We start from the raw sequence: 25,974 nt of genomic DNA on the forward strand, positions 1-25,974 counted from the left end.
GTGCCCGGCTCGCGGGGGCCGGGGCGCCATGGGCCCGGGCAGGGCTGGGCCGGGGGCTACTCGGGGCTACTCAGGGCCTGTTCGGTGGCTTCGCCGAGGTGCCGGGTCTGCCCGTCCCACCCGTCGAGGAGGGGTGCGAGGAGGTCGGGCAGGGCGGCGGGGAAGACCTCGATGGTCACGGTGCGCAGCTCGGGCAGGGTCCACCAGCGCATCTCGTCGACGACGTCGTGCTCGATCTCGGTCCAGCCGTCGCGGGTCAGGGGGCGGCTCGTGTGCTCGTCGGTGAGGCGGGCGAGGTAGAAGACCTCGTCCTGGCGGCAGCGTTCGCGGTAGAAGTCGAAGATGGCGGAGCGGGTCCACACGGGGCCCTCGAGCATGGCGGGGTCCAGGTGCAGCCCGGTCTCCTCGAGGACCTCGCGCACCGCGGCGTCGAGGTCGCTCTCGCCGGGCTCGATGCCGCCGCCGATGGTGAACCACCAGGAGCGGTCGGGCTGGTCGGAGTCGTGGCCGCGCGCGAGCAGGACGCGGTCCGCGGCGTCGAGGAGCAGGACGCGGGCGCCGCGCCGGTGGCGCAGGCCGTCGGGTCCGAGGACCCAGTCGGGGCCGAGCGCGCCGGGGGCCTCGGGCGTGGGGTCGGCAGGACCGGCAGGTGAGGCCGTGGCCGGGGCGGGCGCAGCGGGTGCGTCCACCCCGGCCGGGGTGTGGCCGAGGGACCGGCCGGGGGTGCTCGTCATGAGGAGGTCACAGGGGTGTGCCCCCGGGCTCCGGGACGCCTCGACCGGCCCGCGGGGTCACCAGCCGCGCTCGGCGAGGCGGTGCGGGACGGGGATGTCGTCGACGTTGATGCCGACCATGGCCTCGCCCAGGCCGCGCGAGACGTCCGCGAGGACGGCCGGGTCGTCGTAGAACGTGGTGGCCTTCACGATCGCCGCGGCACGCTGGGCGGGGTTGCCGGACTTGAAGATGCCCGAGCCGACGAACACGCCCTCGGCGCCGAGCTGCATCATCATGGCGGCGTCGGCCGGGGTCGCGATACCGCCCGCGGTGAACATGACCACGGGCAGCTTGCCCGTCGCGGCGATCTCCTTGACGAGCTCGTACGGCGCCTGGAGCTCCTTCGCGGCGACGAACAGCTCGTCCTCGGGCAAGGACGTCAGGCGGCGGATCTCGGCGCGGATGGTGCGCATGTGCGTCGTCGCGTTCGACACGTCGCCCGTGCCGGCCTCACCCTTGGAGCGGATCATGGCGGCGCCCTCGGTGATGCGGCGCAGCGCCTCGCCCAGGTTCGTCGCCCCGCACACGAACGGTGCGTCGAACGCCCACTTGTCGATGTGGTTCGCGTAGTCGGCCGGGGTCAGGACCTCGGACTCGTCGATGTAGTCGACGCCCAGGGCCTGCAGCACCTGCGCCTCGACGAAGTGGCCGATGCGCGCCTTGGCCATGACGGGGATCGACACGGCCGCGATGATGCCGTCGATCATGTCGGGGTCGCTCATGCGCGAGACCCCGCCCTGGGCGCGGATGTCCGCCGGGACGCGCTCGAGGGCCATGACGGCCACCGCGCCGGCGTCCTCCGCGATCTTCGCCTGCTCAGGGGTGACGACGTCCATGATGACGCCGCCCTTGAGCATCTCGGCCATGCCACGCTTGACCTTGGCCGAGCCGACGACGTCGGTCACCTGGGGGCTGTTCTCGCCGGAATTCTCCACGGACACCGCGAAACCTCGAATCTTCACGTTGGGACGCACGAGCAGGGGTCACGCTCGTGCCGCCGACATGCTTGCACGTCACCCCCAGTCTACGGAGGCCCGCTCACCCCTCGGGCACCAGAGAGCCCCTCAGGGGTTGCGGTCCAGCGCCGGAGGCCACGCGTCGTCCAGCTCGACCGTGACCGGCATGGGCGCGTGCCCCGCCAAGGAGAACGCCCGCGCGTACCAGGTCCGGCGCAGGCGCTGCGTCTGCGCGACCGCCTCGTTGTGGAACCGGCGGGCGATCTGCGCCCGGTACCAGGCCCCCGCCAGCGCAGCCAGCAGCTCCGCGCCCGCCGGTGACGCCCGGATCTCCGCGACCTCCTGCGGGTCCTCGAGCGCCGCACGCAACGTCGCCGACAGGTCGCTCTCCGCCATCGCCCGCTGCATCCCCAACCCCGCCAGGAGGCGAGGAGCCCGCACCACGGGCGTACCGCCGTCGGGCCTGCGCACCCCCTCCGGGGCCGCGACCAGCTCCGCCAGACCCGGCACCGCCGCCGCGACCTCCCGCATGCGCAGGTCGTCGTCCAGGACCGCGTACGCCGCCTCCGCGACCAGGACCGAGCTCGCCGGGTCCAGCTCCCCCGCCCCCGCCAGGTCCAGCGCCGACGACGCCCGCCGCTCGAGCTGCGCGTCCAACGCCAACCGCGACGCCATGACCTTGCGGTGCAACCGGTCCAGGCGCGAAGCCGCGACCCACAAGGCCCACCCCGCCACCAGCACCACCGCCACCACGATGATGGCGATCTCCGACCACGTCACGACGGGCTCCTCTCTTGCTCCGGGCGGGGCCACAACCCCAACCGGCGACCGCCACGCAACGACGCCGGATCCTCGTGCACCGGGATCACCGCATCCGACGCCGCCAACGCCATCTCGTACACCGCGAGCACCTCCGCCGTCACCGTCGACCAGTCGAACCGGCGCACGAACGAGATCGCCCGCTCGCAGTACCTCTCCCGACCCGCCGGGTCCGCCAGCACCCGCACCACCGTCTCCGCCAACGCGACCGAGTCCCCCACCGGGAACAACGCCCCCGCCTCCCCCTCGTCCAGGACCCGGCGGAACGCCCCCAGGTCGGAGGCCACCACGCACGCCCCCGCGCTCATCGCCTCCACCAGCACGATCCCGAAAGACTCCCCACCCGTCTGCGGTGCGATGTACAGATCCACCGACGACAGCAGCGACGCCTTCTCCTCGTCCGAGATCGACCCCAGGAACTCCACGGCGCTCGCGGCCTCGCCCAGAGCCTCCAGCGCGTCCGCACGCCCCTGGTCCCCGCGCCCCGCGACCAGGAAGCGCGCCCCCGGGACCTGCTCCAGGATGCGCGGGATCGCGGCCGTCAGGACCGGCAGTCCCTTGCGCGGCTCGTCCAGACGGCCCAGGAACGCGATCGTCGGCGCGTCCGGGGTCCCCTGCCACGTCGCGGACGGCTCCGCGTCGGCGAACGTGTCCACGTACACCCCGTTCGGGATCACGACCGCGTCACCACCCATGTGCTCCACGAGCGTGCGCCGCGCATCCTCCGACACCGCGATGCGCGCCGAGATCTTCTCCAGGCTCTGCCGCACCAACGGGTACACCACCTGCAGCGCCCGCGAACGGATCAGCGCCGTGTGGAACGTCGCCACGATCGGCCCCTGCGCGATCCACAGCGCCAGCATGCTCAAGCTCGGCGTCACCGGCTCGTGCAGGTGCAGCACGTCGAACTGGCCCGCGTCCAACCACCGGCGCACCCGCGCCGCCGTCACCGGGCCGAACGTCATGCGCGCCACCGACCCGTTGTACTTCACCGGCACCGCACGACCCGCAGACGTGATGTAGTCCGGGATCGGGGTGTCCTCGTCCGCAGGGGCCAGCACCGACACCTCGTGCCCCTGCGCCATGAGCGCCTCCGCCAGGTCCCGGATGTGGAACTGCACACCCCCCGGGACGTCGAACGAGTACGGGCACACGATCCCGACCTTCAGGCTCATGCCGAGCCCACCGCCCCTCCACCAGTCGAACCCTGCGCGTCCTTCGCCCGCGTCCGGGCGTACCGGTCCGGGTCCAGGTCCGCCACGAACACCTTCTGCAGCATGTGCCAGTCCTCCGGGTCCGCCGCGATGCCCTCCGCCAGCTGATCCACCCACGCCTGCGTCACCGCCGCCACCCGCTCGCTGCGCGGCACCCCCTCCGGGACGACGACCGGCGGGAAGAACCGGATCACGATCCCCCACGGCGTCCCCGCCGCCCGCCGCCGAGGCCCCGTCAACCGCTCGTACCGGATCGACGCCGTCAACAACGGCGCACCCGTCGAGACCGCCAACGCCGCCGGCCCCGCCGCCACCCGGGCCCGCTCACCGAACAGGTCCACCTCCACGCCCCGCTCCGTCAGGTCACGGTCCGCGAGCAACGGGATCAACCTCCCCGGCCCCCGCGCACCACGCATCAGCTCACGGAACACGTCCCCGTCCCCCAACGCCAGGATCTCGATCCCCAACGAGTTGCGGAACGCCAAGAACTCCTGGAACAGCTCCTCAGGCTTCAGCCGCTCCGCGACCGTCAGCACCGGCGCGATGTGCGGCGTCGCGAACGCCCCCGCCAGGTCCCAGTTACCCATGTGCCCCAACGCCAACAACGGCGTCACACCCTGCGACGTGAACCGCAGGCAGTTCTCGAACCCCTCCAGCCGCACCCGCGCCTCGACCTGCGCAGGAGACGCCGCCGGCAACGTGAACGCCTCACGGTAGTACCGCATGTACGACCGCATGCCCGCACGGCTCAACCGGCGCAACCCCCGCGCATCCAGGTCCGGACGCACCCGCGCCAGGTTCCTCTCCAGCTGCGGCACGCCCCCCTTGCGCGACGCCCACACCACGTCCGCGATCACCGTGAACACCCCACGCAGCACCGGCTCCGGCACCTTGTGCGCGTTGCGCCACGCGAACGTGAACGCCTTGTCCGCACTCACCCCCACCTCACGCACCACCCTCGGACGCTGCAGCGCCCTCCGACGACGACCCCCCCGCAGCAGCAACCGCCTGACGACGCACCGTCGCCATCCGCTGCACCACCGTCACGGCGCTCGCGGCCCCGAGCAGGCCCAGGACCACGACCAGCACCGTCACCGGCAGCCCCAGACCCACGAGACCCGCCGCGACGAGCGTCACGACCAGCCGGTCCGCACGCTCCGCGATCCCCACGGCAGCCGTCATGCCCAGCCCCTCGGCCCTGGCCCGCGCGTACGGCACCACCGACCCCAGGACCAGGCACGCGAGCCCCACCGTGATGCCCCACGTGTTCTCCGTGCGCACGAACCACACGATCAGCCCCGTGAAGATCGCGGCGTCGGCCAGCCGGTCCAGCGTCGAGTCCAGGAACGCCCCCCACGGACCCGAGCGCCCCGACAAGCGCGCCATCACACCGTCCAGAGCGTCCGAGAACGCGAAGACCATGATCGCCATGGTGCCCGCGAACAGGTGCCCCGTCGGGAACAGCCACAGCGCGGACGCCACGACCCCGAGCGTCCCCACGACCGTGACCGCGTCCGGGGACACCCCGACGCGCAGCAGGAACGCCGCGATCGGCGTGAACAACCTCGTCACGACGGCGCGCAGCCGACCGAACATCTAGCTCTCCTCGGAAGTGGGCGCCACCGGCGCCACGTCGTTCTCGTCCGCCACGGCGGCCTGGTCAGGCACAGCGGGCGCCGCACCCCACGCTGCCGCCAACCGGGCCCGCGTGTCCCCCAACAGCTCCGGCACCGCCTTGGTGTGCGCCACGATCGGCAGGAAGTTCGCGTCCCCCGACCAGCGCGGCACCACGTGCTGGTGCAGGTGCGCCGCGATACCGGCCCCCGCGACCGCCCCCTGGTTCATGCCCAGGTTGAAACCGTCAGGCCCCGACACCGCACGCGTGACCCGCATCGCCTGCTGCGACAACCGCGCCAGCTCGTCGGTCTCCTCGGGCGTCAGCTCCGTGTAGTCCGACACGTGGCGGTACGGGCACACCATCAGGTGCCCCGGGTTGTACGGGTACAGGTTGAGCACCACGAAGCACCACGTGCCCCGCGCCACCACCAACCCGTCCTCGTCGGACAGCGCAGGAACCCGGCAGAACGGGCACGACGACGACCGGTCGTCGACCGGCTTGTCCTGCCCACCGATGTAGACCATCCGGTGCGGAGTCCACAGCCGGTCCATCCCGTCGTCGAACCGAGGATGCCCCTCCGGGCCCTCGACCGAGTACCCGGCCCCTGCGCCGTCCGACGTCACGCGTCAGACCTGGCTGCGCTCGCGGACCGCAGACACGATCCGCTCGATGGCCTCGGCCACGGGCACGCCGTTGTCCTGGCGCCCGTCGCGGTACCGGAACGACACAGCGCCGGCCTCGACGTCCTCGCCGCCCGCGATGAGGACGAACGGCACCTTCTGGGTGCTGGCCGTGCGGATCTTCTTGCCGAAGCGGTCGTCCGAGTAGTCGACCTCGGCGCGGATCCCCTGGGCCCGGAGCTGGGCGACGACGTCCGCCAGGTAGTCGTTGAAGGGCTCGGCCACGGGTACGGCCACGACCTGGACCGGCGCGAGCCAGGCCGGGAAGGCGCCCGCGTAGTGCTCGGTGAGCACCGCGAAGAAGCGCTCGATCGAGCCGAAGAGCGCACGGTGGATCATGACGGGGCGCTGGCGCGTGCCGTCCGAGGCCTGGTACTCGAGGTCGAACTTCTCCGGCAGGTTGAAGTCGAGCTGGATGGTCGACATCTGCCAGGTGCGGCCGATCGCGTCCTTCGCCTGGACCGAGATCTTGGGGCCGTAGAACGCGGCGCCGCCCGGGTCCGGCACGAGGGCCAGGCCCGACTCCTCGGCGACCTGACGCAGCGTCTCGGTCGCCTCCTCCCAGGCGTCGTCGGTGCCGACCGACTTCTCGGGGTCGCGGGTCGAGAGCTCGAGGTAGAAGTCGTCGAGCCCGTAGTCCTTGAGCAGGTCGAGGACGAAGGTGAGCGCGTCGGTCAGCTCGGACTTCATCTGGTCGCGCGTGCAGTAGATGTGCGCGTCGTCCTGGGTGAAGCCGCGGGCCCGGGTCAGGCCGTGCACGACGCCCGACTTCTCGTAGCGGTAGACCGTCCCGAACTCGAAGAGCCGCAGCGGGAGCTCACGGTACGAGCGGCCGCGCGCGTCGAAGATCAGGTTGTGCATGGGGCAGTTCATGGGCTTGAGGTAGTAGTTCTGCCCGGCACGGCGCAGCGTGCCGTCGGCGTCGCGCTCCTCGTCGAGGTGCATGGGGGGGTACATGCCCTCGGCGTACCAGTCGAGGTGCCCGGAGACCTGGTACAGCTTCTCCTTGGTGATGTGCGGGGAGTTGACGAACGAGTAGCCCGCCTCGATGTGCCGCTTGCGCGAGTACTCCTCCATCTCGTTGCGGATGATCCCGCCCTTGGGGTGGAAGACCGCGAGGCCCGAGCCGATCTCGTCCGGGAACGAGAAGAGGTCGAGCTCGACGCCCAGGCGACGGTGGTCGCGGCGCTCGGCCTCGGCCAGGCGCTCGGTGTAGGCGCGCAGCTCGTCCTTGGTGGGCCAGGCCGTGCCGTAGACGCGCTGGAGCTGGGGGTTCTTCTCGCTACCGCGCCAGTAGGCGGCGGCGCTGCGCATGAGCTGGAAGCCGTTGCCGATGAGGCGGGTGCTGGGAAGGTGCGGGCCGCGGCACAGGTCCTTCCAGGCCACCGAGCCGTCACGTCGCAGGTTGTCGTAGATGGTGAGCTCGCCGGCGCCGACCTCGACCGACACGCCCTCCCCCGCGGCCTCATCGGCCGAGCCGGAGCCCTTGAGACCGATCAGCTCGAGCTTGTAGGGCTCGTTCGCGAGCTCGGCGCGCGCCTCGTCGTCGGTCACGACGCGACGCTTGAACGTCTGGCCGTCCTTGACGATGCGCGCCATGGCCTTGTCGAGGGCCTTGAGGTCGTCGGGGGTGAACGGGGTCTCGACGTCGAAGTCGTAGTAGAAGCCGTCGCGGACGGGCGGGCCGATGCCGAGCTTGGCGTCGGGGTTGACCTGCTGGACGGCCTGGGCCAGGACGTGCGCGGCGGAGTGGCGCAGCACGTCGAGCCCGTCGGGCGAGTCGATCGTCACGCCCTCGACCTCGTCGCCCTCGGCGACGGTCGTGTCGAGGTCCTTGAGGTGGCCGTTCACACGCAGGACGACGACGTCGCGGCGGCCCTGGAACAGGTCCACACCGGTCGTCCCCGTCTCCACCGTGGTCCGTTCCCCGTCGAGAGTGATGGACAAGGGTGACGAGAGAACGTCTGACACGGTGCGCGCTCCTAGCGGCTCGACAGGGCAGTGGAAAGGGCGCCACCAGACGGCGGCGCCCCTCGATGTTACCGACCTCGGCCGGTCGCGTGCGTACCGCGACCGATCAGTCGTTCGCTTCCTTGGCCTTCTCGGCCAGGGTGTCCACGTGCCCGTCGACCGTGTCCGGCGTGAATCCCTTGATCGTGCCGGCGACCTCGTCGATCTTGTCGTCGGTCAGGAAGCCCTTGGCCTTGTCGACCAGTCCCCCCAGGCCCTCCTTGGCGTCGTCGCCTGCAGCAGCCGCCTTGTCCTTTGCGTCGTCGATTCCCATGCTCGTCCCTTCGCACCGGGTCGGTCGCGAGACGGGTGTCCCGCCCCAGCGAAACTACCGCCGTCCGGTGCTTCCTTCCACGGGAGGACGACGACGGTTCGCCGTCCGGGACGAGACCCCGTTCTTCCCTGCTGGTCGGTGAGTCGGGTACGGGAGGTCGGGTGCAGATGACATGTCCGCTTGGCACACTATTTCTGCCCCAGAGAGGCGGGCCCGAAAAGTGTGAGATGTCCGACGCTTGGGCGAACCGTCCCGGGCATGGACCGACCGACCGCCCCTGCTGGGCCGCTGCCATGATGTGCCGCGTGCCGTACACCCCCGTCCACGCCCTGGTGTCCCTCCCCCTCGCCGGTCGCCGTGCGCGGCGCGCGCTCCCCCCGGACCTGCTCCTCTGGGCCCTGCCCGCCTTCGCGGTCGGCGCGATGGTGCCCGACGCCCCGCTCTTCCTCGACGTCCTGGTCCCCGGCACGGACGAGCTGGCCCGTCCCACGCACCGCCTCCTGGGCGTGGTGACCGTGGACCTGGCGCTCACGCTCGCGTTCACCGCGCTGTGGGTGCTCGTCGTCCGGGGTCCGTTCCTGGCCGCGCTCCCCCGCCGGTCCGCACCGGTGCCCGACGCGTCGACCCGCGCGGCGCACCCGCTCGCTGTCGTGGGGACAGTCGTCGGGTTCGCCGTGGCCGGCACGCTCACGCACATCCTCTGGGACGACTTCACGCACCTGCGCGGCACCGCGGTCCAGACGTGGGACGTCCTGCGTACACCCGTCGCAGGCGTGACGGCCTACAAGTACCTCCAGCACGGGAGCTCGCTCGTCGGCTTCGCGACGATCGCGGTCCTCACGGTGCGCTGGTGGCGACGCGCGGAGCCGGTCTCCCCGCCGCAGCACCTGCGCTCCGCGGTGCTCGCCGTGGGCGCAGGGGCGGCGGTCGGGACGGTCGGGGCGGTGGTGCGCCTCGTCGCGACCGACCATGCCGTGACCGTCTTCTCCCTCGCACGTCTGGCCGCGACGCACCCCGTGCTCGGCGCGGGGCTCGGCCTGGTCGTGTGGGCCGTCGCCTGCACGACCGTCCGACACAGGGACGGACGCCCCTCGGCCGCCCTCGGCGCGGCGCCCGTCCAGCCCCCGGGCTGACCGGCCCGACGGCGTCGCGCACCCATGCGGGAGCGCTTCCACTCGCGAGGTCCCACCCGGGTAGGGTGTCGGCGTGACGAAGATCTCCCTCCCCCCGCTGCACTGGTTGTCCCACGAAGGCGCAGGTCAGGTCGCCGACGACGCCGTGACCCTGACCGCCCCGGCCGGCACCGACTGGACGAACGACGCCTTGGGCGCACCGCCGCAGCACGCTGCCCCGGCGCTCGTGTTCGACGCACCGGCCGAGCTCGCGCTGTCCGCCCGGGTCCGGGTGACGACCGGACGCACGACGTTCGACGCAGGCGCCCTGGTCCTGTGGGCCGACGACTCGCACTGGGCCAAGCTCTGCTTCGAGCAGGCACCGGACGGCCGGACCATGGTCGTCTCGACCGTCACGAACGAGTACACCGACGACTGCAACTCCTGGGACGTCGACGACGAGACCGTGCACCTGCGGGTCGTGCGGACCGGACCCGCCTGGGCGTTCCACGCCTCGCGCGACGGCGAGACCTGGGAGTTCGTCCGCCTCTTCCGACTCTTCTCCGACCTGCCGGTCCGGGTGGGCTTCCTCGCGCAGGCCCCCCTGGGCACGACGTGCACCGCGGTCTTCGACCGGATCGCGCTCGAGGACACCGCGCCCGGCGACCTGCGCGACGGGAGCTGACCGCGAGCCGACCTCAGCGCCCGCCCACCGGCCCTCGGCCTCTCCGCGTCGTCACCGCCGCAGGCCGCCTGGCGCCGACCTCGGGCGCGGTCCGACCGGCGCTGTCCGTCAGGTGGGCCAGTAGGCCGAGTCCGGGACCGCGCGGGGCCCGAAGACGGCCTGCCCGACACGGACGCACGTGGCTCCCTCCATGACGGCGAGCTCGTAGTCGCCGGACATGCCCATCGAGAGATCGTCGAGCCCCACGCCGTCGGGCGCCGAGTCGCGGAGGCGGTCCCGGAGCACTCGCAGCCGGGTGAAGCATCCCCGCACCCGCTCGCGGTCCGTGGTGAGCTCGGCCAGGGTCATGAGTCCGCGGACCCTCAGCGCCGTGAACGTCGGCAGCGTCCGGACGAAGGAGGGCACCTCCTCGGGGGCCAGGCCGTACTTGCTGGGCTCGTCCGAGGTGTTGACCTGCACCAGGACGTCGAGGCCACGCCCCAGTGCCTGGAGTCGCCGGTCGAGCGCCTGCGCGACGCGCAGCGAGTCGAGGGCCTGGAACTCGGTCGCGAAGGCCGCGACGTCCTTGGCCTTGTTCGTCTGCAGGTGCCCGACGAGCGACCACTCGACGTCGAGGTCCGCCAGGTTCTCGGACTTGCGGCGGGCCTCCTGGACCTTGTTCTCGCCCAGCCGGACGAGCCCCGCGGCGACGGCCCGGCGGATCCGGTCCTCGGGCACGGTCTTGCTGACCGGCAGCAGCCGCACGGCAGCCGGGTCGCGCCCGACCTCCGCGGCGGCGGCCGCGATCCGTGTGCGCACGGCGTCCAGCGCGCTGGTGAAGTCCGCGACGGTGCGTGCCGTGCGGTAGGGCTGGTCGAGGGGGCGAGCGGTCACAGGTTCTCCCACGGGTCGGAGGCGGTCGGGGTGGGGTTCTCCTGCCCCTCGGCGGTGCGCTGCTCCTCGTCGCCCGTCCTGGTACGGACCGGCGCGCTCCGGCGGTGCGCCCGGTCCCCCGGGACGCCCTGGGGCCGGAGGACCGCGGCCAGGTCGGTCGCGAACGCGACCGCGCGCGGGGCGTCCAGGGTCGAGGTCGTGACGCGGATCGCTGGGGCGCGTCCCGTGCCGAGGCTGAAGTCCTCCCCGGCACGGACGGCCCACCCGCGGGCCGCGAGGTCGTCCACCACCCGCCGGGCGGCACCTGGCACGGGCAGCGGCACCCACAGGTTGAGGCCGTCCCCGCGTCCCGGTACGGGGATGCCCTGCTCCGTGAGCGATGCGGCGAGCCGGTCGCTGCGGCGCGCGTACGTGGCGCGAGCACGGTCCAGGAGGGCGTCCGTGCCGGGGTCGGTGAGCAGGTGGGCGACGACGCGCTGAAGGACGTGGCTGACCCACGTGGTGGACGAGCTCAGCCGGGTCTCGAGGCGTGCTGCGGTCGTGACGTCGGCGAGCACGAAGGCCACGCGCAGGTCGGGCCCGAGGAACTTCGACACCGACCGCACGAGCGCCCACCGGGGCGCCCCCGGCGGGGTGATCCGCACGTAGGGACGGGTGGACACCGCCGAGAAGTGGTCGTCCTCGACGACCAGCACGTCCGGGTGCTCCGCCAGGACCTCGCGCAGCGCAGCGGCACGCCGGGGCGTCAGGCTCACCCCGGTGGGGTTGTGCGCGCGGGGCGTGCACACCACGGCACGTGCGCCCGACGCGAGCGCGTGGCGCAGGGCGGCGACGGTCATGCCCTCGTCGTCGACGGGGACGGGAGCTCCGCGGTACCCACCGAGCCGGAGCGTGCCGATGCTCGACAGGAAGCACGGGTCCTCGACCGCGACCAGGTCTCCATGCGTCAGGTGTGCGGCGAGGAGGCGCTCGACCGCGTCGACGGCCCCGTGCGCGAGGACCACGCGGTGCTCGCGGTCGACGTCCGGCGCGAGGTGCTCGAGCGCCCACCGTGCGAGGTCGGTGTCGACCGGGGACCCGCCGTACAGCGAGGGGACGTAGCCCGCGTCGAGGGCTCCCGACAGGTCTGGGAGCAGGGTCGGGTCGGGGTTCCCGCTCGACAGGTCCACGAGGTCGGTGGGCACCAGGCCTTCGCGGTCGAGGACAGGGACGCCGAGCACGACCGTGCCCCCACGCCGGCGGCTCTCGACGACGCCGGCGGCCACCAGCTGGGCGTACGCGGCGGCCACGGTGTTGCGGTTCACCCCGAGGTCGACCGCGAGCGCCCGGATGGGCGGGAGCGACTCCCCGGCGGCCAGCACTCCTGTGTCCACGAGCGCACGGACGGACGCGACCACCTCGTCAGCGCTCGCCCCGTGGATCCTGTCGATCGCGGCCATGCTCCCCTCCCTGCCCCTGCGACGGCGCCCGCGTCGCGCGGACGACTCGGCAGCAAACATATGTCCTAGGACATATGTTTGGCCAGCCTTCCCCGACGCAGGCGCGGACGTGCACCCGGCTCCACGCCCGCCGCCCGGCGGCGGGCGGCGGGCGGCGGGCGGCGGACGGCGGACGGACACACCCCCCGCAGGAGCTCGTCGCGCCACGCCGGGCCCGAAGGTCCGTCGGCGGAGTGACCAACGTCCCGACCTCAGGGAGGAAGGTCCCGGCGCGCCCGAGTTTGGCCACTACATGTGGGCCACGCGGGTGTAATTGCTACTACATCTAGTTCTTCATCGACGCCCCGGCTTGCCCTTCGCGGCAGGCTCGGGGCGTCACGCAGAGAGGTCGTGGTCGCATGGGTCCGGTCGGGGTCGAGCAGAGCGAGGACGTCACGTCGGGGGCGGTGAGCGGCCTCACGGTGCTCAAGCGTGACGGGCGAGCGCTCGCGTTCGACGACTCACGGATCCGCGCCGCGCTGAGCAAGGCGTACGAGGAGGTCCACGGGGTCGCGACGCCGTTCCACGAACGCGCTCTCGACGCGGTGCTCGAGCGGGTGGTCGCAGAGATCTCGGTGCGCTTCACGGACGTCGTGCAGATCTACGAGATCCAGGCCGTGGTCGAGCACGAGCTGCTCGCCTCGCGCGAGTACGACGTGGCACGCGCCTACATCGACTACCGCGTCCAGCGGGACTTCGCACGCAGCCGCTCGACCGACCTCAACCACTCGATCGTGGGGCTGATCAGCAAGGACTCGGCCGTCGTCAACGAGAACGCGAACAAGGACTCGGACGTCTTCAACACCCAGCGCGACCTGACGGCCGGCGCGGTCGGCAAGGCGGTCGGCCTGCGCATGCTGCCCCCGCACGTCGCGAACGCCCACCAGAAGGGCGACATCCACTACCACGACCTCGACTACCACCCGTACGCGCCCATGACGAACTGCTGCCTGATCGACTTCCGGACGATGCTCTCCGAGGGGTTCCGCATCGGCAACGCGCAGGTCGAGCCGCCCCGCTCGATCCAGACCGCGGCCGCGCAGATCACGCAGATCATCGCGAACGTCGCATCCAGCCAGTACGGCGGCTGCTCGGTCAACCGGATCGACGAGCTCCTGGCCCCGTACGCCGAGCTCAACTACGCCAAGCACCTGGTCGAGGCCGGGCACTGGCTCCCCGACGCCCGGGCCCACGACGCGTACGCGCGGGCCAAGACGGCCAAGGACATCTACGACGCGATGCAGAGCCTCGAGTACGAGATCAACACGCTCTTCACGTCCAACGGGCAGACGCCGTTCACGTCGGTCGGCTTCGGGCTGGGCACGCACTGGCTCGAACGCGAGATCCAGCGCGCGATCCTGCAGATCCGCATCAAGGGCCTGGGCGCGGAGGGCCGCACCGCGATCTTCCCCAAGCTCATCTACACGCTGCGCCGCGGGGTCAACCTCGAGCCGGGTGACGAGAACTACGACGTCAAGGAGCTCGCCGTGGAGTGCGCGACCAAGCGCATGTACCCCGACGTGCTGAGCTACGACAAGATCGTCGAGCTCACGGGCAGCTTCAAGATGCCCATGGGCTGCCGCTCGTTCCTCCAGGGGTGGCGAGACGCGGACGGCAACGACGTGGTCGAAGGCCGCATGAACCTCGGCGTCGTGACGCTCAACCTGCCCCGCATCGCCCTGGAGGCCCGTGGCAGCCAGGAGGTGTTCTGGGACCTGCTGACGGAACGTCTGGCCACGGTCCACGACGCGCTCGTCTACCGCGTCGAACGCTGCAAGGAAGCCGTCCCGGGCAACGCACCGATCCTGTACGTGCACGGCGCGTTCGGCGAGCGCCTGGCCCCGGACGACGACGTCGACCAGCTCTTCCGCGACGGGCGCGCGACCGTCTCGCTCGGGTACATCGGGCTCTACGAGGTCGCGGCCGCGTTCTTCGGCGGCGCGTGGGAGACCGACCCCGAGGCCAAGGAGATGACGCTGTGCGTGCTGCGGACCCTCAAGGAGCACACGTCCGCGTGGACGGCCGAGCACGGCTACCAGTTCAGCGTCTACTCGACGCCGAGCGAGAGCCTCACGGACCGGTTCGCGCGGCTCGACCGGGAGAAGTTCGGGGTGGTGGCCGACATCACCGACAAGGAGTACTACACGAACAGCTTCCACTACGACGTGCGCAAGGACCCGACGCCGTTCGAGAAGCTCGACTTCGAGATGGACTACCCGCAGTACGCCTCGGGCGGTTTCATCCACTACTGCGAGTACCCGGTGCTCCAGCAGAACCCGAAGGCGCTCGAGGCCGTGTGGGACTACGCCTACGACCGGGTGGGGTACCTCGGCACGAACACCCCGATCGACCGGTGCTACGCGTGCGGCTACGCCGGCGACTTCACCCCGACGGCGCGCGGCTTCGCGTGCCCGGGGTGCGGGAACACCGACCCGCGGACGTGCGACGTCGTCAAGCGCACGTGCGGGTACCTCGGGAACCCGCAGCAGCGCCCCATGGTGCACGGGAGGCACGTCGAGATCTCCTCGCGCGTCAAGCACATGGCGGGGTCCGTGAGCCTGAGCGCACCGCAAGGCACCGGGTCCGCGAGCGCCTCGGTCGACGTCGGCCCCGCGGAATCCTGAGGGCGTCGTGTCCAGGGACCCGCAGCCCGACTGGCTCGCGGAGCGTTTCAGCCAGGGTCACGTCGCGGACTACAAGCCGTTCGTGTTCGTCGACGGCGAGGGCGTGCGCTGCAGCCTGTACGTGAGCGGGTGCCTGTTCGCGTGCGAGGGCTGCTTCAACGAGGCGACGTGGAGCTTTCGCTACGGGTCCCCGTACACCGACGAGCTCGAGGAGCGGATCCTCGCGGACCTCGCGCACGAGTCCGTGCAGGGGCTCTCGCTGCTCGGCGGCGAGCCGTTCCTCAACACGGGCGTGTGCCTGCGCCTCGTGCGGCGCCTGCGTGAGCAGCACGGACGGGGCAAGGACGTGTGGTGCTGGACCGGCTACACGTTCGAGGAGCTGGCCGCCGGTTCGGGCGACAAGCAGGAGCTCCTCGCCGAGGTCGACGTCCTGGTCGACGGCCGGTTCGAGATCGCGCACCGCGACCTCACGCTCCCGTTCCGCGGGAGCACGAACCAGCGCGTGCTGTCGGTCCCGGCCTCGCTCGCCGCGGGTCGCGCGGTCCCGTGGACGGCAGCGAGCAAGTCCCGGTCCACCTGACCTGCCCGACGGCGGGGCGCGCCTTCCGTGCGAAGGTGCGCCCCGCCGTCGGGCACGGTCCGTGGAGCGGGCGCGCGGACTCGCCGCCCGAGGGAGCTTGGTCCCGGGCACGCGCCGGGGTACATCTAGGGGATGCGCACGAACCCCCACGAAATCACCCACCAGGTCCTGGCCGCCCGCGGCGTCGGCGGGCACCGCCAGTACCGCATCCCCGCCCTGGCCGTCTCGACGCGCGGAACGGTCCTCGCGGCGTACGACGGACGCCCCAACCTCGACGACCTGCCGAACACGATCGACCTCCTGGTCCGGCGCAGCCTCGACCACGGCCGCACGTGGGGCCCGCAGCAGGACGTGCGCGTCGGCACGGGTCTCCAGGGGTTCGGCGACCCGAGCCTGCTCGTCGACCGCGTCACCGGGCGCATCTTCTGCTTCCACGCCGCGGGGACCCACGCGGGGTTCTTCGAGGCGGGCCCGGGCCTCGAGCCCGAGGACGACGTCCAGCACGTCGACCTGTCGTTCTCCGACGACGACGGCCTGACCTGGACCCACCGGCGCGTGACGGCCGCGCTCAAGCCGCAGGGCGTCACCGGGCTCTTCGCCGCGGCCGGCGCAGGGATCCAGCTCGAGACCGGCCCGTTCGCGGGGCGCCTGCTCCAGCAGATGGTGCTGCTCCTGCACGGCGAGATCCGCGCGGCGTCGGCCTACTCGGACGACCACGGCGACACGTGGACCCTCGGTGAGCCCACGGGGCCCGGGGCCAACGAGAACAAGGTCGTCGAGCTGAGCGACGGCCGCGTCCTGCTGAGCTCGCGCGCCACGGGCGCCCGGGTGCAGGCCGTCTCGACCGACGGCGGCCACTCCTACGGGCCGCTGACGCCCGTGCCGGACCTGCCCGACCCGAGCGACAACGGCAGCATCCTGCGGCTCGGGGACGTCACCGACGCGGCGGCTCCTCTGCTCGTGACCAACAACCGCGACACCGACCTGCGCCGCAACACCGTGCTGAGCGTCTCGCACGACGAGGGCACGACGTGGCGGCCCGCGCTCACGATCTGCGCAGGATCGAGCGCCTACTCGACGGGAGCCGTGCTCGCCGACGGGTCGCTCGGCGTGCTCTACGAACGCGACGGGTACCGCGAGATCGTGTTCGCCCGCATCGAGGCCGAGGCGCTGTCCCCCGCGGCGCTCGCCGAGGCCGCCGAGACGTTCGTCGACGACGACGGCGGCGCCTTCACCATGGTGCTGCGCTCGATCACCCCGGGGCGCCCCGCCGAATGGGTCACGGTGGGCGCGTCGCACGTCATCTCGGCCGAGGGCGGCGGGTGGGGCGTGCACACCTGGAAGGAGATCGGGCAGGGGTACGACGGCGACCAGGTCCTCGGCACGCGCGAGGCGCAGGACGTCAACTACGGTCCGCCCGCGCCGGGGCTGCGGGCGGGCGACATCCTCGCGTTCACCGGACGCTTCCGGCACCGTGGCACGGAGCCCGTCACGGCCGCGCTGAGCGGCAGCTTCGACGGCGACGTGGCGGCCGGGTTCCCGGCCGTGCACCTCGCGCCCGGTGAGGGCACCCTGTACTTCACGCCGACCTACACCGTGACCGCGCAGGACGTGGCCGCCGGCTTCGCGGTCGTCAGGTGCGCGGTCCAGGCGGGCACGGAGCGGTTCGAGCGGGCGTTCCGCGCGGACACCGTGACCGGGGAGGTCGTGCCGGTCGCGTGACGCCCGACGGATGACCGCGGCCTCGTGTGGCGGGTGCGCTCCGCCGTCGGGCACGCGGACCGGACAGGTTAGCGGTGTCAGGCGGCTCGCGGCGTCAGGTGCCGACCTCCTCGCGCGACGCTCGCGCAAGGCGTTCGACGAGGTCGTCCGGGATCGGCTTGCGGGGCGAGAAGGTGATGCCGGTCTTGGTCACCTTGAGGCCCGCGGCCGCGATCTCCTCGGCGTGCCCGGAGATGGCGCCCGGCAGCACGTACAGCCCGCACTGCTTGCTGAACGCCGCATAGCTCGCGACGACCGAGCCGCCGATCGCGAACCCCGGCATGTCGTACGCCACGATCTCGTCGGCGTCCGGCAGGGCGCCGGAGAGGAGCGCGTGCAACCGCCTCAGCGCGGGCTGAAACGCCTCGGACGCTGCGGCGATGTAGGCGTCGTGGTCGGCTGTCGTCGCCATGGGTGCCTCGCTCGAGCTCCTCGTCGGGTCAGGTTCTTCGCCCACCGTGCCCGACGGCGGACCGCGACCTCGTGCGGGGGGGCGCTCCGCCGTCGGGCCGGGGGCGGGAACCGCTACGCCTGGGCCTGGCGCCGGACGATCTCCGCGATCCACGTCGGCGCGAACGGCGACGTGCAGCCCGGGGGCGTCGGGTAGTCCTTGAGGACCTCGAGCCGCTCGCCGATCTCGACCGCGCGGGCGCGGAGGTCGGGGTGGTGGATGCCGATGTTCGCGAGGCACTCGTTCATGGCCCACTGGAGACGCTCGGGAGCGTCCTTCATGTCGGCCTCGACGCGATCGAGGAGCCCGGGCAGGTCGAGGCCCTCAGGGGACTTCGCGACCCGGTCGGTCGTCAGGGCCCACCCGGCGCTCGCGACGACCGGGTCGGGGTCCGCGAACCACGCGACGCGCAGCTCCTCGACGTGCGGGTTCTTCTTGACGACATAGCTGACGAGCCAGCCGTGCACCTTGGGGACGCGCGCGCCACGCAGCATCGCGTCGAGCTCGTCGGCCGACCAGGCCTTGGGGCGGCAGATCAGTATCGCGACGAGGCGCGCCGCAGTGTCGCCCGTCCCCCAGAGCTGCCCCGCGAGCTCGTGCTGCGTCTTCAGGGACTTCGCGACCGCACGCAGCCTGGTGAGGTTGACGCCGTGGTCGTCCCCGTGGCGCTCGTTGACCGCTCGGATCTTCGGGTCCTCGAGGGCCGCCAGCTCGGCCAGCACGTCGTCGACGGTCGCCTCGGCCACGCCTGTCGTCGCCACGTCGGTCTCCTCTGCTCGTCGGTCTGGTCGGTCTCGTCGGTCTGGTCGTCGCGCGTCGATCCCACCCTACGTCGCGCGTCCCGTCGCCCGCCCCGTCCCCGTGGCGATCGCCACGGTGGTCCCCCGGTGGTCCCCTGGGGGTCCCCTGGGAGTCCCCTGCTGGAACCACGGGCCGGACGCTGCGAGAATCGGTGCGGGATTCCGGGAACGTCCAGGCGCGCTTCCGCGTTGACCTGACGGAATCCACCCGCGATCTGAGAGAGACATGGACGCAGACAGTACGAACCCCCTTGTGCCGGCCACCGATGCTGCGACGAGGGGGTGCAGAATCTGATGTGGGTGTTGACACTGCTGCTCGGCGTCGTCGTGATCGTCGCGATCACGGCCGTGACCGGCTACTTCGTCGCCCAGGAGTTCGCGTACATGGCCGTGGACCGGTCGCGCCTGAGCGCGCGCGCCGGCACGGGGGACGCGGGCGCCAAGCGTGCCCTGGCCGTCACCAAGCGCACGTCCTTCATGCTCTCGGGCGCCCAGCTCGGCATCACCGTGACCGGGCTGCTGGTCGGCTACGTCGCCGAGCCGCTCGTCGGTGAGTCCCTGGGCACGGCCCTGGGCGGGGTCGGCGTCCCGACCGGCGTCGGCATCGCCGTGGGAACCGTCCTTGCGCTCGTGTTCTCGACGTTCGTCCAGATGATCTTCGGCGAGCTGTTCCCCAAGAACCTCGCGATCGCACGGCCCGAGCCGGTCGCCCTGTGGCTCGCCCGCTCGACGACCATCTACCTGGCCGTGTTCGGCTGGCTCATCAAGGTCTTCGACCAGGCCTCGAACCTCCTGCTCAAGGCGCTGCGGATCGAGCCGGTGCACGACGTCGAGCACTCGGCGACGGCGCGCGACCTCGAGCACATCGTCGCCGACTCGCGCCAGAGCGGCGACCTGCCGGGCGAGCTCTCGGTGCTCCTCGACCGCATCCTCGACTTCCCCGAACGTGACGTCGAGCACGCGATGATCCCCCGCGCCCACGTGGACGTCGTGCACGTCGACGACACCCTCGGAGAGGTGCGGGCGCGGATGGCGGCCGGCCACTCGCGCTACCCGGTGCTGGCCGACGACGACCAGGTCGTCGGCGTCGTCCACCTCGTCGACGTCCTGACGACGACGCACGGCGACGACGTCCGCGCCCAGGACTTCATGCGCCCCGTCGTCGTGATCCCGACCGCGATGAGCCTGCCCGACGCCCTGCGCGAGCTCACCGAGACGCACAACCAGCTCGCGTGCGTGATCGACGAGTACGGCGGCTTCGCGGGCGTCCTGACGGCCGAGGACCTGGCCGAGGAGCTCGTCGGGGAGATCACCGACGAGCACGACCCTGCGACACCGACCATCGCCCCGCGCGACGACGACGGGATCTGGGTCATGCCCGGCGACACCCACATCGACGAGGTCGAGCGCGCGATCGGCCGCGACCTGCCGCGAGGCGACTACGAGACGATCGCCGGCCTCGTGATCGACCAGCACGGCTCGCTGCTCGAACCCGGCGAGGGCATCGTCGTCGAGCTCCCGCTCGACCCCGCCGACCTCGCTCTGGCGGCCGAGCCCGAGCCCGCCTGGATGCGCGTCGACGTGATCGAGGTCGAGCGCCACGTCCCGTCCCTGGTCCGCGTGACCTTCCCGACGGACGACCGCCCGGTCCCCGCACCCGACACCCCGCCCGCTGCGGCGCCTGCCGCTGCGCCCGAGACCGAGGAGGGCGACCGATGAGCAACCCCTGGGTCGTCGTGGTCATCACCGTCGTCATCATCGCGCTGAGCGCGTTCTTCGTCGCCGTCGAGTTCGCACTGCTCGCGGCCAAGCGGCACCGTCTGGAGGACGCCGCCCCGAACAGCCGTTCGGCCCGTGCCGCGCTGCGCAGCTCGACCGAGCTGACCGTGCTGCTCGCCGGGTCCCAGCTCGGCATCACGGCCTGCACCCTGGCCCTGGGCGCGATCACGAAGCCGGCAGTCCACCACTGGCTCACGCCCGCGTTCGAGGCGTGGGGCGCCCCGCTGTGGGTCGCGGACGCCGCCGGGTTCGTCCTCGCCCTGATCATCGTGACGTTCCTGCACCTGGTCGTCGGCGAGATGGCGCCCAAGTCGTGGGCCATCGCCCACCCCGAGACGTCCGCCACGCTGCTCGCGATCCCCATGCGCGGCTTCATGTGGCTGACCCGCCCCCTGCTGACGGGGCTCAACGACATGGCCAACTGGTGCCTCGTCAAGGTCGGCGTCGAGCCGACCGGTCAGGTCGCCTCGGGCCAGAGCGCGGACGACCTGCGCCACCTCGTCGAGCACTCGGCCAACGTCGGCGCCCTGGACCCGTCGTACTTCGCCCAGCTCTCCGGCGCCCTGGACCTGCAGACCCTCACCGTGGGCGACCTGCTCACCGGTCGGGGCCGGCCGACCATGGTGCCGCTGAGCGCCACGGTGCACGACGTGCAGGAGGCCACGCGCACGTCCGGCCACCTGCGGATCCTGCTCGGCGACGACACCGCCATCTCGGGCGTCGTGCACGTGCGCGACACGCTCGACACGGACGCCGACCGGCCCGCGGCGGACCTCATGCGCCCACCGTTCACGCTCGAACCGTCCGTCCCCGTCTACGCGGCCCTCGCGCAGATGCGCGAGACCCGCAACCACCTCGCGGTCGTGACCGACGGCGTCACGGTCGCCGGGGTCATCGCGCTCTCGGACGTCATGGCGCGCCTCTTCCCGCGGGAGGTCGCTGCAGCGTGACGTGTGCAGGCCGATGACGCCCCGGCCTACCGACGACGGCGCCCCACCCGGTCGATCGACCGGGTGGGGCGCCGTCGTCGTGCTCAGGGCTGCCGGTGCGGCTCGGCCGTCGGCGGGTCGTGCGCGCTGCACGCGGCAGATCAGTCCGCGTCGGGCGGTTCGCCCGCCTCCTGCTCGAGAGAAGCCTGGCCGAGCGAGGCCTGCATCCTGCGCAGCCGCGCCCTCGTCCAGCGGAACACCAGGTAGTCGGCGACGTTCGCGACGACGACGATCGCCAGCACCAGCCCGACGACGGGCCACCAGTCCCGCACATCGCCCTGCGGTCCCGCCCCCGCCCCCGTTCCGGCGGCCAGCCCTACGAGGCCCAGCATGATCGCGGCCGTCGTCACGAGCGCGACGAGCCCGTTGAGGAGGAAGTAGGTGCGGGGGCGGGCGAGCCGGATCGGCAGCAGCGACGTGAGCCACTCCGTGACCAGACCCACGAGCAGCCCGATGCCACCGCTCGCCAGCACAGTCAGCGCCCACGGTCCCGCGTCGCCCGCGCCCGCGCTCGCGACCACCACCACGACGCCGATCCCGAGGCCGAGGAAGAACGAGTTCACGACGTTCCGGAAGTTCATGCGTTCCTCCTCACATCTTCAGCGCGCTGCGCAGGCGCTTGGCGTAGGTCTTGGACACCTCGAGCTCGGCGCCACCGGTCAGCCGGAGCACGTAGCGCGAGTTGAACCAGGGCACGATCTCGATCACGTGCAGGAGGTTCGCGAGCTGCGACTTGTTGACGCGGAGGAACCCCAGCCCGGCCCAGGCCGACTCGTAGTGCGCCAACGTCTCGCGCACGCGGTAGCGCCCGGTGGCGGTGCACGCGACGATCCCGTCGGCAGCGGCCTCGAAGTAGCGCACCTCACGCGGTGCGATGACGGTGAACGATGTGCCGCTCTGGCCCGTGAGCATCCGGGGCGGGCCCGTGGTCCCCCCGCGCAACCCTGTCGTGAGCATCCGCACGACCTCGACGTGGTCGAGCGGGTCGAACACGACGGCGGGTCTGCCCGCCGGGACGTCGAAGCCACGCTCGACGAGGGCCCACCCGTCGTCGTCGACGGCGATCTGGACGGCGGCGAGCTCGCGACGGAGCCGCTCCGCCACCGCCTGCGAGCAGACCAGCTGCACCATGGATCGTCCTTGCCCCGTCGTGGTCCGACTAGTCCCGCAGCCGGTCGACCAGCAACCGGACCTGCACGAGCTCCTCGATCGCCTTCTGGCGGTGGTCGAGCGAGCCGAAGTTCGCGATGTAGTACGTGTCGCCGCTCGGATCGTACAGCGCGTACGTCCCCGTGGCTCCGACCGCGCCGTGCACGTCGGACATCGCGAACAGGAGCGGTGAGAGCTCCGAGAACCGGAGCTGCATCATGCCCATGCCGTAGCCGATGCCCGTCTCGACGTCGTGCTCGAAGGTGGTCAGGGTGGCGAGCGTCTCGTCCGAGACGAGATCACCGCCCGTGAGCGCCCGCAGGAAGACCAGCAGGTCGTCCATCGTGGTCACCACTCCCCCGCCCGCCCAGTCGACGGAGAGCGCGTTCCGCCGACTGATGTCGACCCCGTCGGCCGTCAGGGACAGGATGTCGGTGCCCTCGCCGAACTCGGTCAGGAGGTGGCTGTGAGCCATGTCGAGAGGGGTGAACAGGCGGTCGTCGAGAACCTGCGCGTAGGGCGCGCCCTCGATGTGCTCCAGCGCGAGGCCCAGGAGCACGTACCCGGTGTCGGAGTAGGCGAACGTCTCGCCCGGGCTGCCGACCGGCTCCTGATGGTCCCTCGAGAACGCGACCAGCTCCTGGGGGGTGAAGAGGTGGTCGGGGTCGGCCGTGACCTGCTCCAGGACCGGCGTGCCCGACGTCACGGGCCCGTCGAAGTAGTCGGCGACGCCCGAGGTGTGCGACAGGAGCTGCCCGATCGTCACCTCGGACGCGTGGTCGGTGCCGTCGACGACGAACAGACCGGCGAGGGTCTGTTCGTCCAGCCAGGTCGCGACAGGGTCGTCGAACGTGAGCACGCCCTCGTCGACGAGCTGCCCGTAGACGGTCGCGAGCATGGTCTTGCCCACGCTCGCCGAGTGGTACGGGCTGTCGGTCCGCGCGGGGGCGTCGCTGCCCGCACGCTCGGTGCCGACCGCGTACTGCAGGAGACGGTCCTCGGGTCCCGAGTACACCGTGAGCAGCGCGCTGGACAGCGTCGGGTCCCCCGCGACGGCGTCGCGCAGACGTTGCTCGATGGCCTGGTCCACCTGCGCCCGCGAGAGCGGACGGTTCGCGTGGGCCAGGGCTCCGGCTCCCGCCAGGACCAGCGCCGTGACGCCTCCCGTGATCCCCCAGGCGATCTTGCCGCGCCGTCTCATGTCTTCTCCTCGTGCTGGTGGAGGACCCCGGTGAAGCCCTCGGTGACACGACGAACGTACGGAGGGTGCGGGGCGGCGGGGAACGGTTCCGGGCCGAGAGGACGCCGAGGGACGTCAAGTGGTCGTCAGGGAGAGATCACCGACCACGCCGTGGTGCGCGTCGGTCGGCCGGCGTCAGGTTCTCGTCCCGAGCGGATCGAGGGTCGGCGACGCGGGCCGCGACGAGGCTTCCGTCGGGCTGCGCAGGGTCTGCGCCCCGCGGCTCGCGCGCAGTGCCCAGAGGATCGCGACCAGATCGACGACCTCCTGCATCCACGCTCCGGCAAGGGCCGGAAGGAGGCCGAACGCGGCGACGAGCATGAGGGCGATGCTGAGGCCGATGCCGACCCAGATGCTCTGGAGCGCGATGCGCAGGGTGTCCTTGCTGACGCGCACGGCCGTCGCGACGGTCGACACGTCGTCGCGCAGGACGACCGCGTCCGCCGACTCGCTCGCGGCCGTCGCCCCCCGGGCTCCCATCGCGATCCCGACGTCGGCAGAGGCCAGGACCGGTGCGTCGTTGACGCCGTCGCCCACCATGACCACCGGGCGACGGGCGGAGTTCCTGACGGCCGTGACCTTGTCCAGCGGCAGACACTCGGCGTGGACGTCGTCGATGCCGAGTCCGGCGGCGATGTGGTCGGCGGTGGCCCGCTGGTCACCCGTGAGCATCATGACGTGCTCGACACCCAGGGCGCGCAGCGCGGCCACCGTTCCCGCTGCGTCGGCACGGACCGCGTCGCGCAGGACCAGCGCCCCGGACGGGACGCCGTCGACCGCGACGTACACCGCCGTCTCCCCCGGCAGCAACGTGGTCGTCACGACGCTGCGCCCCGTCGCGGCCTCGACGTAGGAACGCTTGCCGACCACCACCACCCGACCCTCGACGTCGGCCTGGACGCCGTGCGCCGGGACCTCGTGCACGTCCTTGCCGTGCACGGGCACGAGCCGCCGCTCGCGGGCACCGTCGACGATCGGAGCCGCCAGGACGTGACCTGAGTACTGCTCGGCGGATGCGGCCAGCCGCAGCACGTCATCGCCGTCGAGGGGTCCGGTGGCGTCGACGCGGGTCAGGACGGGGTGGCCGTAGGTCAGGGTTCCGGTCTTGTCGAAGGCTACGGTGCGAGCCCTGTCGAGCTTCTCGAGGGTCTGGCTCGACTTCACGATCACACCCTCGCGCGCGGCCCTGCTCATCCCTCCCATGAACGCCACGGGGGCGGCGATGAGCAGAGGGCACGGGGTGGCGACGACCAGGACCTCTGCAAAGCGGACGGCGTCACCGCTCACCCACCAGGCCACGCCGGCGATCGCGAGCGCGACGAGCGTGAACGGGACGGCGTAGCGGTCCGCCAGCCGGACCGTTCGTGACCGGCTGGCCGTGGCCTGCTCGACGAGCGAGACGATCTGCTGGTACTGGCTGTCGTGGGCCGAGCGGGTCGCGCGGACCGTGACGGCGATCTGCCCGTTGACCCCGCCCGAGGGGACGTCGTCGCCCCGACGACGTTCGACGGGCAACGACTCACCCGTCAGGGACGACTCGTCGAGCTCGGCAACGTCGCTCATCAGGATCCCGTCGACCGGGACCACCTCCGCGGGACGCACCACCACGGTGTCGCCCGGACGGACGTCGTCGACCGGCACGACGCGCAGCACCCCGTCATCGAGGACCTGTGCGGACGCGGGAGCCTTGGCCAGGAGAGCGGAGAGATCTCTCCGCGCCCGGTTGGCCGCATAGTCCTCGAGCGCTTCTCCGCCCGTCAGCATGAGCACCACGACGAGAGCGGCCCAGTACTCGCCGACGACGACCGCCGCGGTCACGGCTGTCACCGCAAGAACGTCGATCCCGGCGTGCCCGCGCCACAGGTCACGGACCATCCCCACGGCCGTCCACCCCGCGACGGCCAGGGCGTAGCCGGAGACCAGCCACGCCACCCCGGGGGCCCACGGCGTCATGGACAAGATCCCGGCGACGGCCGCGACCGCGACCGTCGCCACGACCAGCGGGTACCTGCGAGAGACGTGACCTGCGACCATGCCTCAAGGTCTACGCCCGTCCCTCGCTGCGCGCCAGCAAGGAAAGGCTCGCCTCGACGGTGTTCTCCGACGCG

At 72.0% G+C, this 25,974-nt stretch carries 24 protein-coding genes; 7 read left to right on the plus strand and 17 right to left on the minus strand.

Going from position 1 to position 25,974, the window contains the following annotated elements; all coding sequences use genetic code 11:
* Positions 1–56 precede the first annotated feature (56 nt).
* The 9 genes from IE95_RS0109650 to IE95_RS0109690 form a co-directional block, all read right to left on the minus strand.
* On the minus strand, positions 57–734 hold the full coding sequence (locus IE95_RS0109650) for an NUDIX hydrolase (protein WP_084690054.1): 678 nt from the start codon (positions 732–734) through the stop codon (positions 57–59).
* 57 nt (positions 735–791) lie between these two features.
* Entirely contained in the window at positions 792–1,715 is a 924-nt protein-coding gene (gene pdxS, locus IE95_RS0109655) for a pyridoxal 5'-phosphate synthase lyase subunit PdxS (protein ID WP_206053308.1), read from the minus strand.
* 123 nt (positions 1,716–1,838) lie between these two features.
* On the minus strand, positions 1,839–2,510 hold the full coding sequence (locus IE95_RS0109660) for a hypothetical protein (protein WP_030151423.1): 672 nt from the start codon (positions 2,508–2,510) through the stop codon (positions 1,839–1,841).
* On the minus strand, positions 2,507–3,718 hold the full coding sequence (locus IE95_RS0109665) for a glycosyltransferase family 4 protein (RefSeq protein WP_169741403.1): 1,212 nt from the start codon (positions 3,716–3,718) through the stop codon (positions 2,507–2,509). Before IE95_RS0109665 ends, IE95_RS0109660 begins: the two co-directional genes overlap by 4 nt.
* Before the next feature lie 2 nt (positions 3,719–3,720).
* Positions 3,721–4,707, minus strand: a complete 987-nt coding sequence (locus IE95_RS0109670) for a phosphatidylinositol mannoside acyltransferase (protein WP_030151425.1) — start codon at positions 4,705–4,707, stop codon at positions 3,721–3,723.
* Position 4,708: 1 nt separating this feature from the next.
* On the minus strand, positions 4,709–5,359 hold the full coding sequence (pgsA, locus tag IE95_RS0109675; RefSeq protein WP_030151426.1) for a phosphatidylinositol phosphate synthase: 651 nt from the start codon (positions 5,357–5,359) through the stop codon (positions 4,709–4,711).
* Positions 5,360–5,932 carry an HIT family protein gene (locus IE95_RS0109680; protein WP_051702966.1) on the minus strand — a complete coding sequence of 191 codons (573 nt, stop codon included), beginning with the start codon at positions 5,930–5,932 and terminating at the stop codon, positions 5,360–5,362. It abuts the gene before it with no gap.
* A 75-nt stretch (positions 5,933–6,007) separates the two neighbouring features.
* Entirely contained in the window at positions 6,008–8,032 is a 2,025-nt protein-coding gene (thrS, locus tag IE95_RS0109685; protein WP_030151428.1) for a threonine--tRNA ligase, read from the minus strand.
* 106 nt (positions 8,033–8,138) lie between these two features.
* Positions 8,139–8,345 carry a hypothetical protein gene (locus tag IE95_RS0109690; RefSeq protein WP_030151429.1) on the minus strand — a complete coding sequence of 69 codons (207 nt, stop codon included), beginning with the start codon at positions 8,343–8,345 and terminating at the stop codon, positions 8,139–8,141.
* Between the two features lie 305 nt (positions 8,346–8,650).
* Between IE95_RS0109690 and IE95_RS19600 the strand changes: the two genes are divergently transcribed.
* Entirely contained in the window at positions 8,651–9,478 is an 828-nt protein-coding gene (locus tag IE95_RS19600; protein WP_164984124.1) for a DUF4184 family protein, read from the plus strand.
* A gap of 73 nt (positions 9,479–9,551) precedes the next feature.
* A complete protein-coding gene (locus IE95_RS0109700) occupies positions 9,552–10,142 on the plus strand; it encodes a DUF1349 domain-containing protein (protein ID WP_030151431.1) in 591 nt (196 codons plus the stop codon).
* A gap of 108 nt (positions 10,143–10,250) precedes the next feature.
* Here IE95_RS0109700 and IE95_RS0109705 read toward each other — a convergent pair whose 3' ends face one another.
* Positions 10,251–11,015, minus strand: coding sequence for a YggS family pyridoxal phosphate-dependent enzyme (locus tag IE95_RS0109705; protein ID WP_030151432.1), 765 nt, complete (start codon positions 11,013–11,015; stop codon positions 10,251–10,253).
* On the minus strand, positions 11,012–12,454 hold the full coding sequence (locus IE95_RS0109710; protein WP_084690058.1) for an aminotransferase class I/II-fold pyridoxal phosphate-dependent enzyme: 1,443 nt from the start codon (positions 12,452–12,454) through the stop codon (positions 11,012–11,014). The genes IE95_RS0109705 and IE95_RS0109710 overlap by 4 nt, the downstream gene beginning before the upstream one ends.
* Positions 12,455–12,852: 398 nt before the next feature.
* Between IE95_RS0109710 and nrdD the strand changes: the two genes are divergently transcribed.
* From nrdD to IE95_RS0109725, 3 genes are all read left to right on the plus strand, one after another.
* Positions 12,853–15,117, plus strand: a complete 2,265-nt coding sequence (gene nrdD, locus IE95_RS0109715; protein ID WP_051702958.1) for an anaerobic ribonucleoside-triphosphate reductase — start codon at positions 12,853–12,855, stop codon at positions 15,115–15,117.
* A 7-nt stretch (positions 15,118–15,124) separates the two neighbouring features.
* The gene (gene nrdG / locus IE95_RS0109720; RefSeq protein WP_030151435.1) at positions 15,125–15,697 is read left to right on the plus strand and encodes an anaerobic ribonucleoside-triphosphate reductase activating protein; all 573 of its coding nucleotides are present in this window, start codon (positions 15,125–15,127) and stop codon (positions 15,695–15,697) included.
* A 132-nt stretch (positions 15,698–15,829) separates the two neighbouring features.
* Positions 15,830–17,419, plus strand: a complete 1,590-nt coding sequence (locus tag IE95_RS0109725; protein ID WP_030151436.1) for a sialidase family protein — start codon at positions 15,830–15,832, stop codon at positions 17,417–17,419.
* 94 nt (positions 17,420–17,513) lie between these two features.
* Here the strand turns inward: IE95_RS0109725 and IE95_RS0109730 are convergent, their stop codons facing one another.
* Together IE95_RS0109730 and IE95_RS0109735 are read right to left on the minus strand one after the other, a co-directional pair.
* On the minus strand, positions 17,514–17,870 hold the full coding sequence (locus IE95_RS0109730; RefSeq protein ID WP_030151437.1) for an iron chaperone: 357 nt from the start codon (positions 17,868–17,870) through the stop codon (positions 17,514–17,516).
* A gap of 113 nt (positions 17,871–17,983) precedes the next feature.
* The gene (locus IE95_RS0109735; protein ID WP_240666268.1) at positions 17,984–18,670 is read right to left on the minus strand and encodes a DNA alkylation repair protein; all 687 of its coding nucleotides are present in this window, start codon (positions 18,668–18,670) and stop codon (positions 17,984–17,986) included.
* A 333-nt stretch (positions 18,671–19,003) separates the two neighbouring features.
* Between IE95_RS0109735 and IE95_RS0109740 the strand changes: the two genes are divergently transcribed.
* Positions 19,004–20,428 (plus strand): hemolysin family protein, encoded by a 1,425-nt coding sequence (locus IE95_RS0109740; RefSeq protein WP_051702959.1) that lies wholly within the window; start codon positions 19,004–19,006, stop codon positions 20,426–20,428.
* Positions 20,425–21,438, plus strand: coding sequence for a hemolysin family protein (locus tag IE95_RS0109745; protein WP_030151440.1), 1,014 nt, complete (start codon positions 20,425–20,427; stop codon positions 21,436–21,438). The genes IE95_RS0109740 and IE95_RS0109745 overlap by 4 nt, the downstream gene beginning before the upstream one ends.
* A gap of 140 nt (positions 21,439–21,578) precedes the next feature.
* Here the strand turns inward: IE95_RS0109745 and IE95_RS0109750 are convergent, their stop codons facing one another.
* The 4 genes from IE95_RS0109750 to IE95_RS0109765 form a co-directional block, all read right to left on the minus strand.
* A complete protein-coding gene (locus IE95_RS0109750; protein WP_030151441.1) occupies positions 21,579–22,058 on the minus strand; it encodes a hypothetical protein in 480 nt (159 codons plus the stop codon).
* A gap of 10 nt (positions 22,059–22,068) precedes the next feature.
* Positions 22,069–22,608 (minus strand): LytTR family DNA-binding domain-containing protein, encoded by a 540-nt coding sequence (locus IE95_RS0109755; protein WP_030151442.1) that lies wholly within the window; start codon positions 22,606–22,608, stop codon positions 22,069–22,071.
* Positions 22,609–22,636: 28 nt separating this feature from the next.
* Complete coding sequence (locus IE95_RS0109760) at positions 22,637–23,827, minus strand: serine hydrolase domain-containing protein (protein WP_030151443.1); 1,191 nt, start codon at positions 23,825–23,827, stop codon at positions 22,637–22,639.
* Between the two features lie 174 nt (positions 23,828–24,001).
* Complete coding sequence (locus tag IE95_RS0109765) at positions 24,002–25,900, minus strand: heavy metal translocating P-type ATPase (RefSeq protein ID WP_051702960.1); 1,899 nt, start codon at positions 25,898–25,900, stop codon at positions 24,002–24,004.
* Positions 25,901–25,974 lie beyond the last annotated feature (74 nt).

The sequence above is a fragment of the Oerskovia turbata genome (assembly GCF_000718325.1).
In the GTDB taxonomy this organism is placed as follows: Bacteria; Actinomycetota; Actinomycetes; order Actinomycetales; family Cellulomonadaceae; genus Oerskovia; species Oerskovia turbata.

Coding starts and splice junctions, on each gene's coding strand:
- IE95_RS0109765 (WP_051702960.1), bottom strand. CDS start 25,900: ATGGTCGCAGGTCACGTCTCTCGCAGGTACCCGCTGGTCGTGGCGACG.
- IE95_RS0109680 (WP_051702966.1), bottom strand. CDS start 5,932: ATGGACCGGCTGTGGACTCCGCACCGGATGGTCTACATCGGTGGGCAG.
- nrdD (WP_051702958.1), top strand. CDS start 12,853: ATGGGTCCGGTCGGGGTCGAGCAGAGCGAGGACGTCACGTCGGGGGCG.
- IE95_RS0109745 (WP_030151440.1), top strand. CDS start 20,425: ATGAGCAACCCCTGGGTCGTCGTGGTCATCACCGTCGTCATCATCGCG.
- IE95_RS0109650 (WP_084690054.1), bottom strand. CDS start 734: ATGACGAGCACCCCCGGCCGGTCCCTCGGCCACACCCCGGCCGGGGTG.
- pgsA (WP_030151426.1), bottom strand. CDS start 5,359: ATGTTCGGTCGGCTGCGCGCCGTCGTGACGAGGTTGTTCACGCCGATC.
- IE95_RS0109760 (WP_030151443.1), bottom strand. CDS start 23,827: ATGAGACGGCGCGGCAAGATCGCCTGGGGGATCACGGGAGGCGTCACG.
- IE95_RS0109725 (WP_030151436.1), top strand. CDS start 15,830: ATGCGCACGAACCCCCACGAAATCACCCACCAGGTCCTGGCCGCCCGC.
- IE95_RS0109690 (WP_030151429.1), bottom strand. CDS start 8,345: ATGGGAATCGACGACGCAAAGGACAAGGCGGCTGCTGCAGGCGACGAC.
- IE95_RS0109730 (WP_030151437.1), bottom strand. CDS start 17,870: ATGGCGACGACAGCCGACCACGACGCCTACATCGCCGCAGCGTCCGAG.
- IE95_RS0109750 (WP_030151441.1), bottom strand. CDS start 22,058: ATGAACTTCCGGAACGTCGTGAACTCGTTCTTCCTCGGCCTCGGGATC.
- IE95_RS0109710 (WP_084690058.1), bottom strand. CDS start 12,454: ATGGCCGCGATCGACAGGATCCACGGGGCGAGCGCTGACGAGGTGGTC.
- IE95_RS0109755 (WP_030151442.1), bottom strand. CDS start 22,608: ATGGTGCAGCTGGTCTGCTCGCAGGCGGTGGCGGAGCGGCTCCGTCGC.
- IE95_RS0109740 (WP_051702959.1), top strand. CDS start 19,004: ATGTGGGTGTTGACACTGCTGCTCGGCGTCGTCGTGATCGTCGCGATC.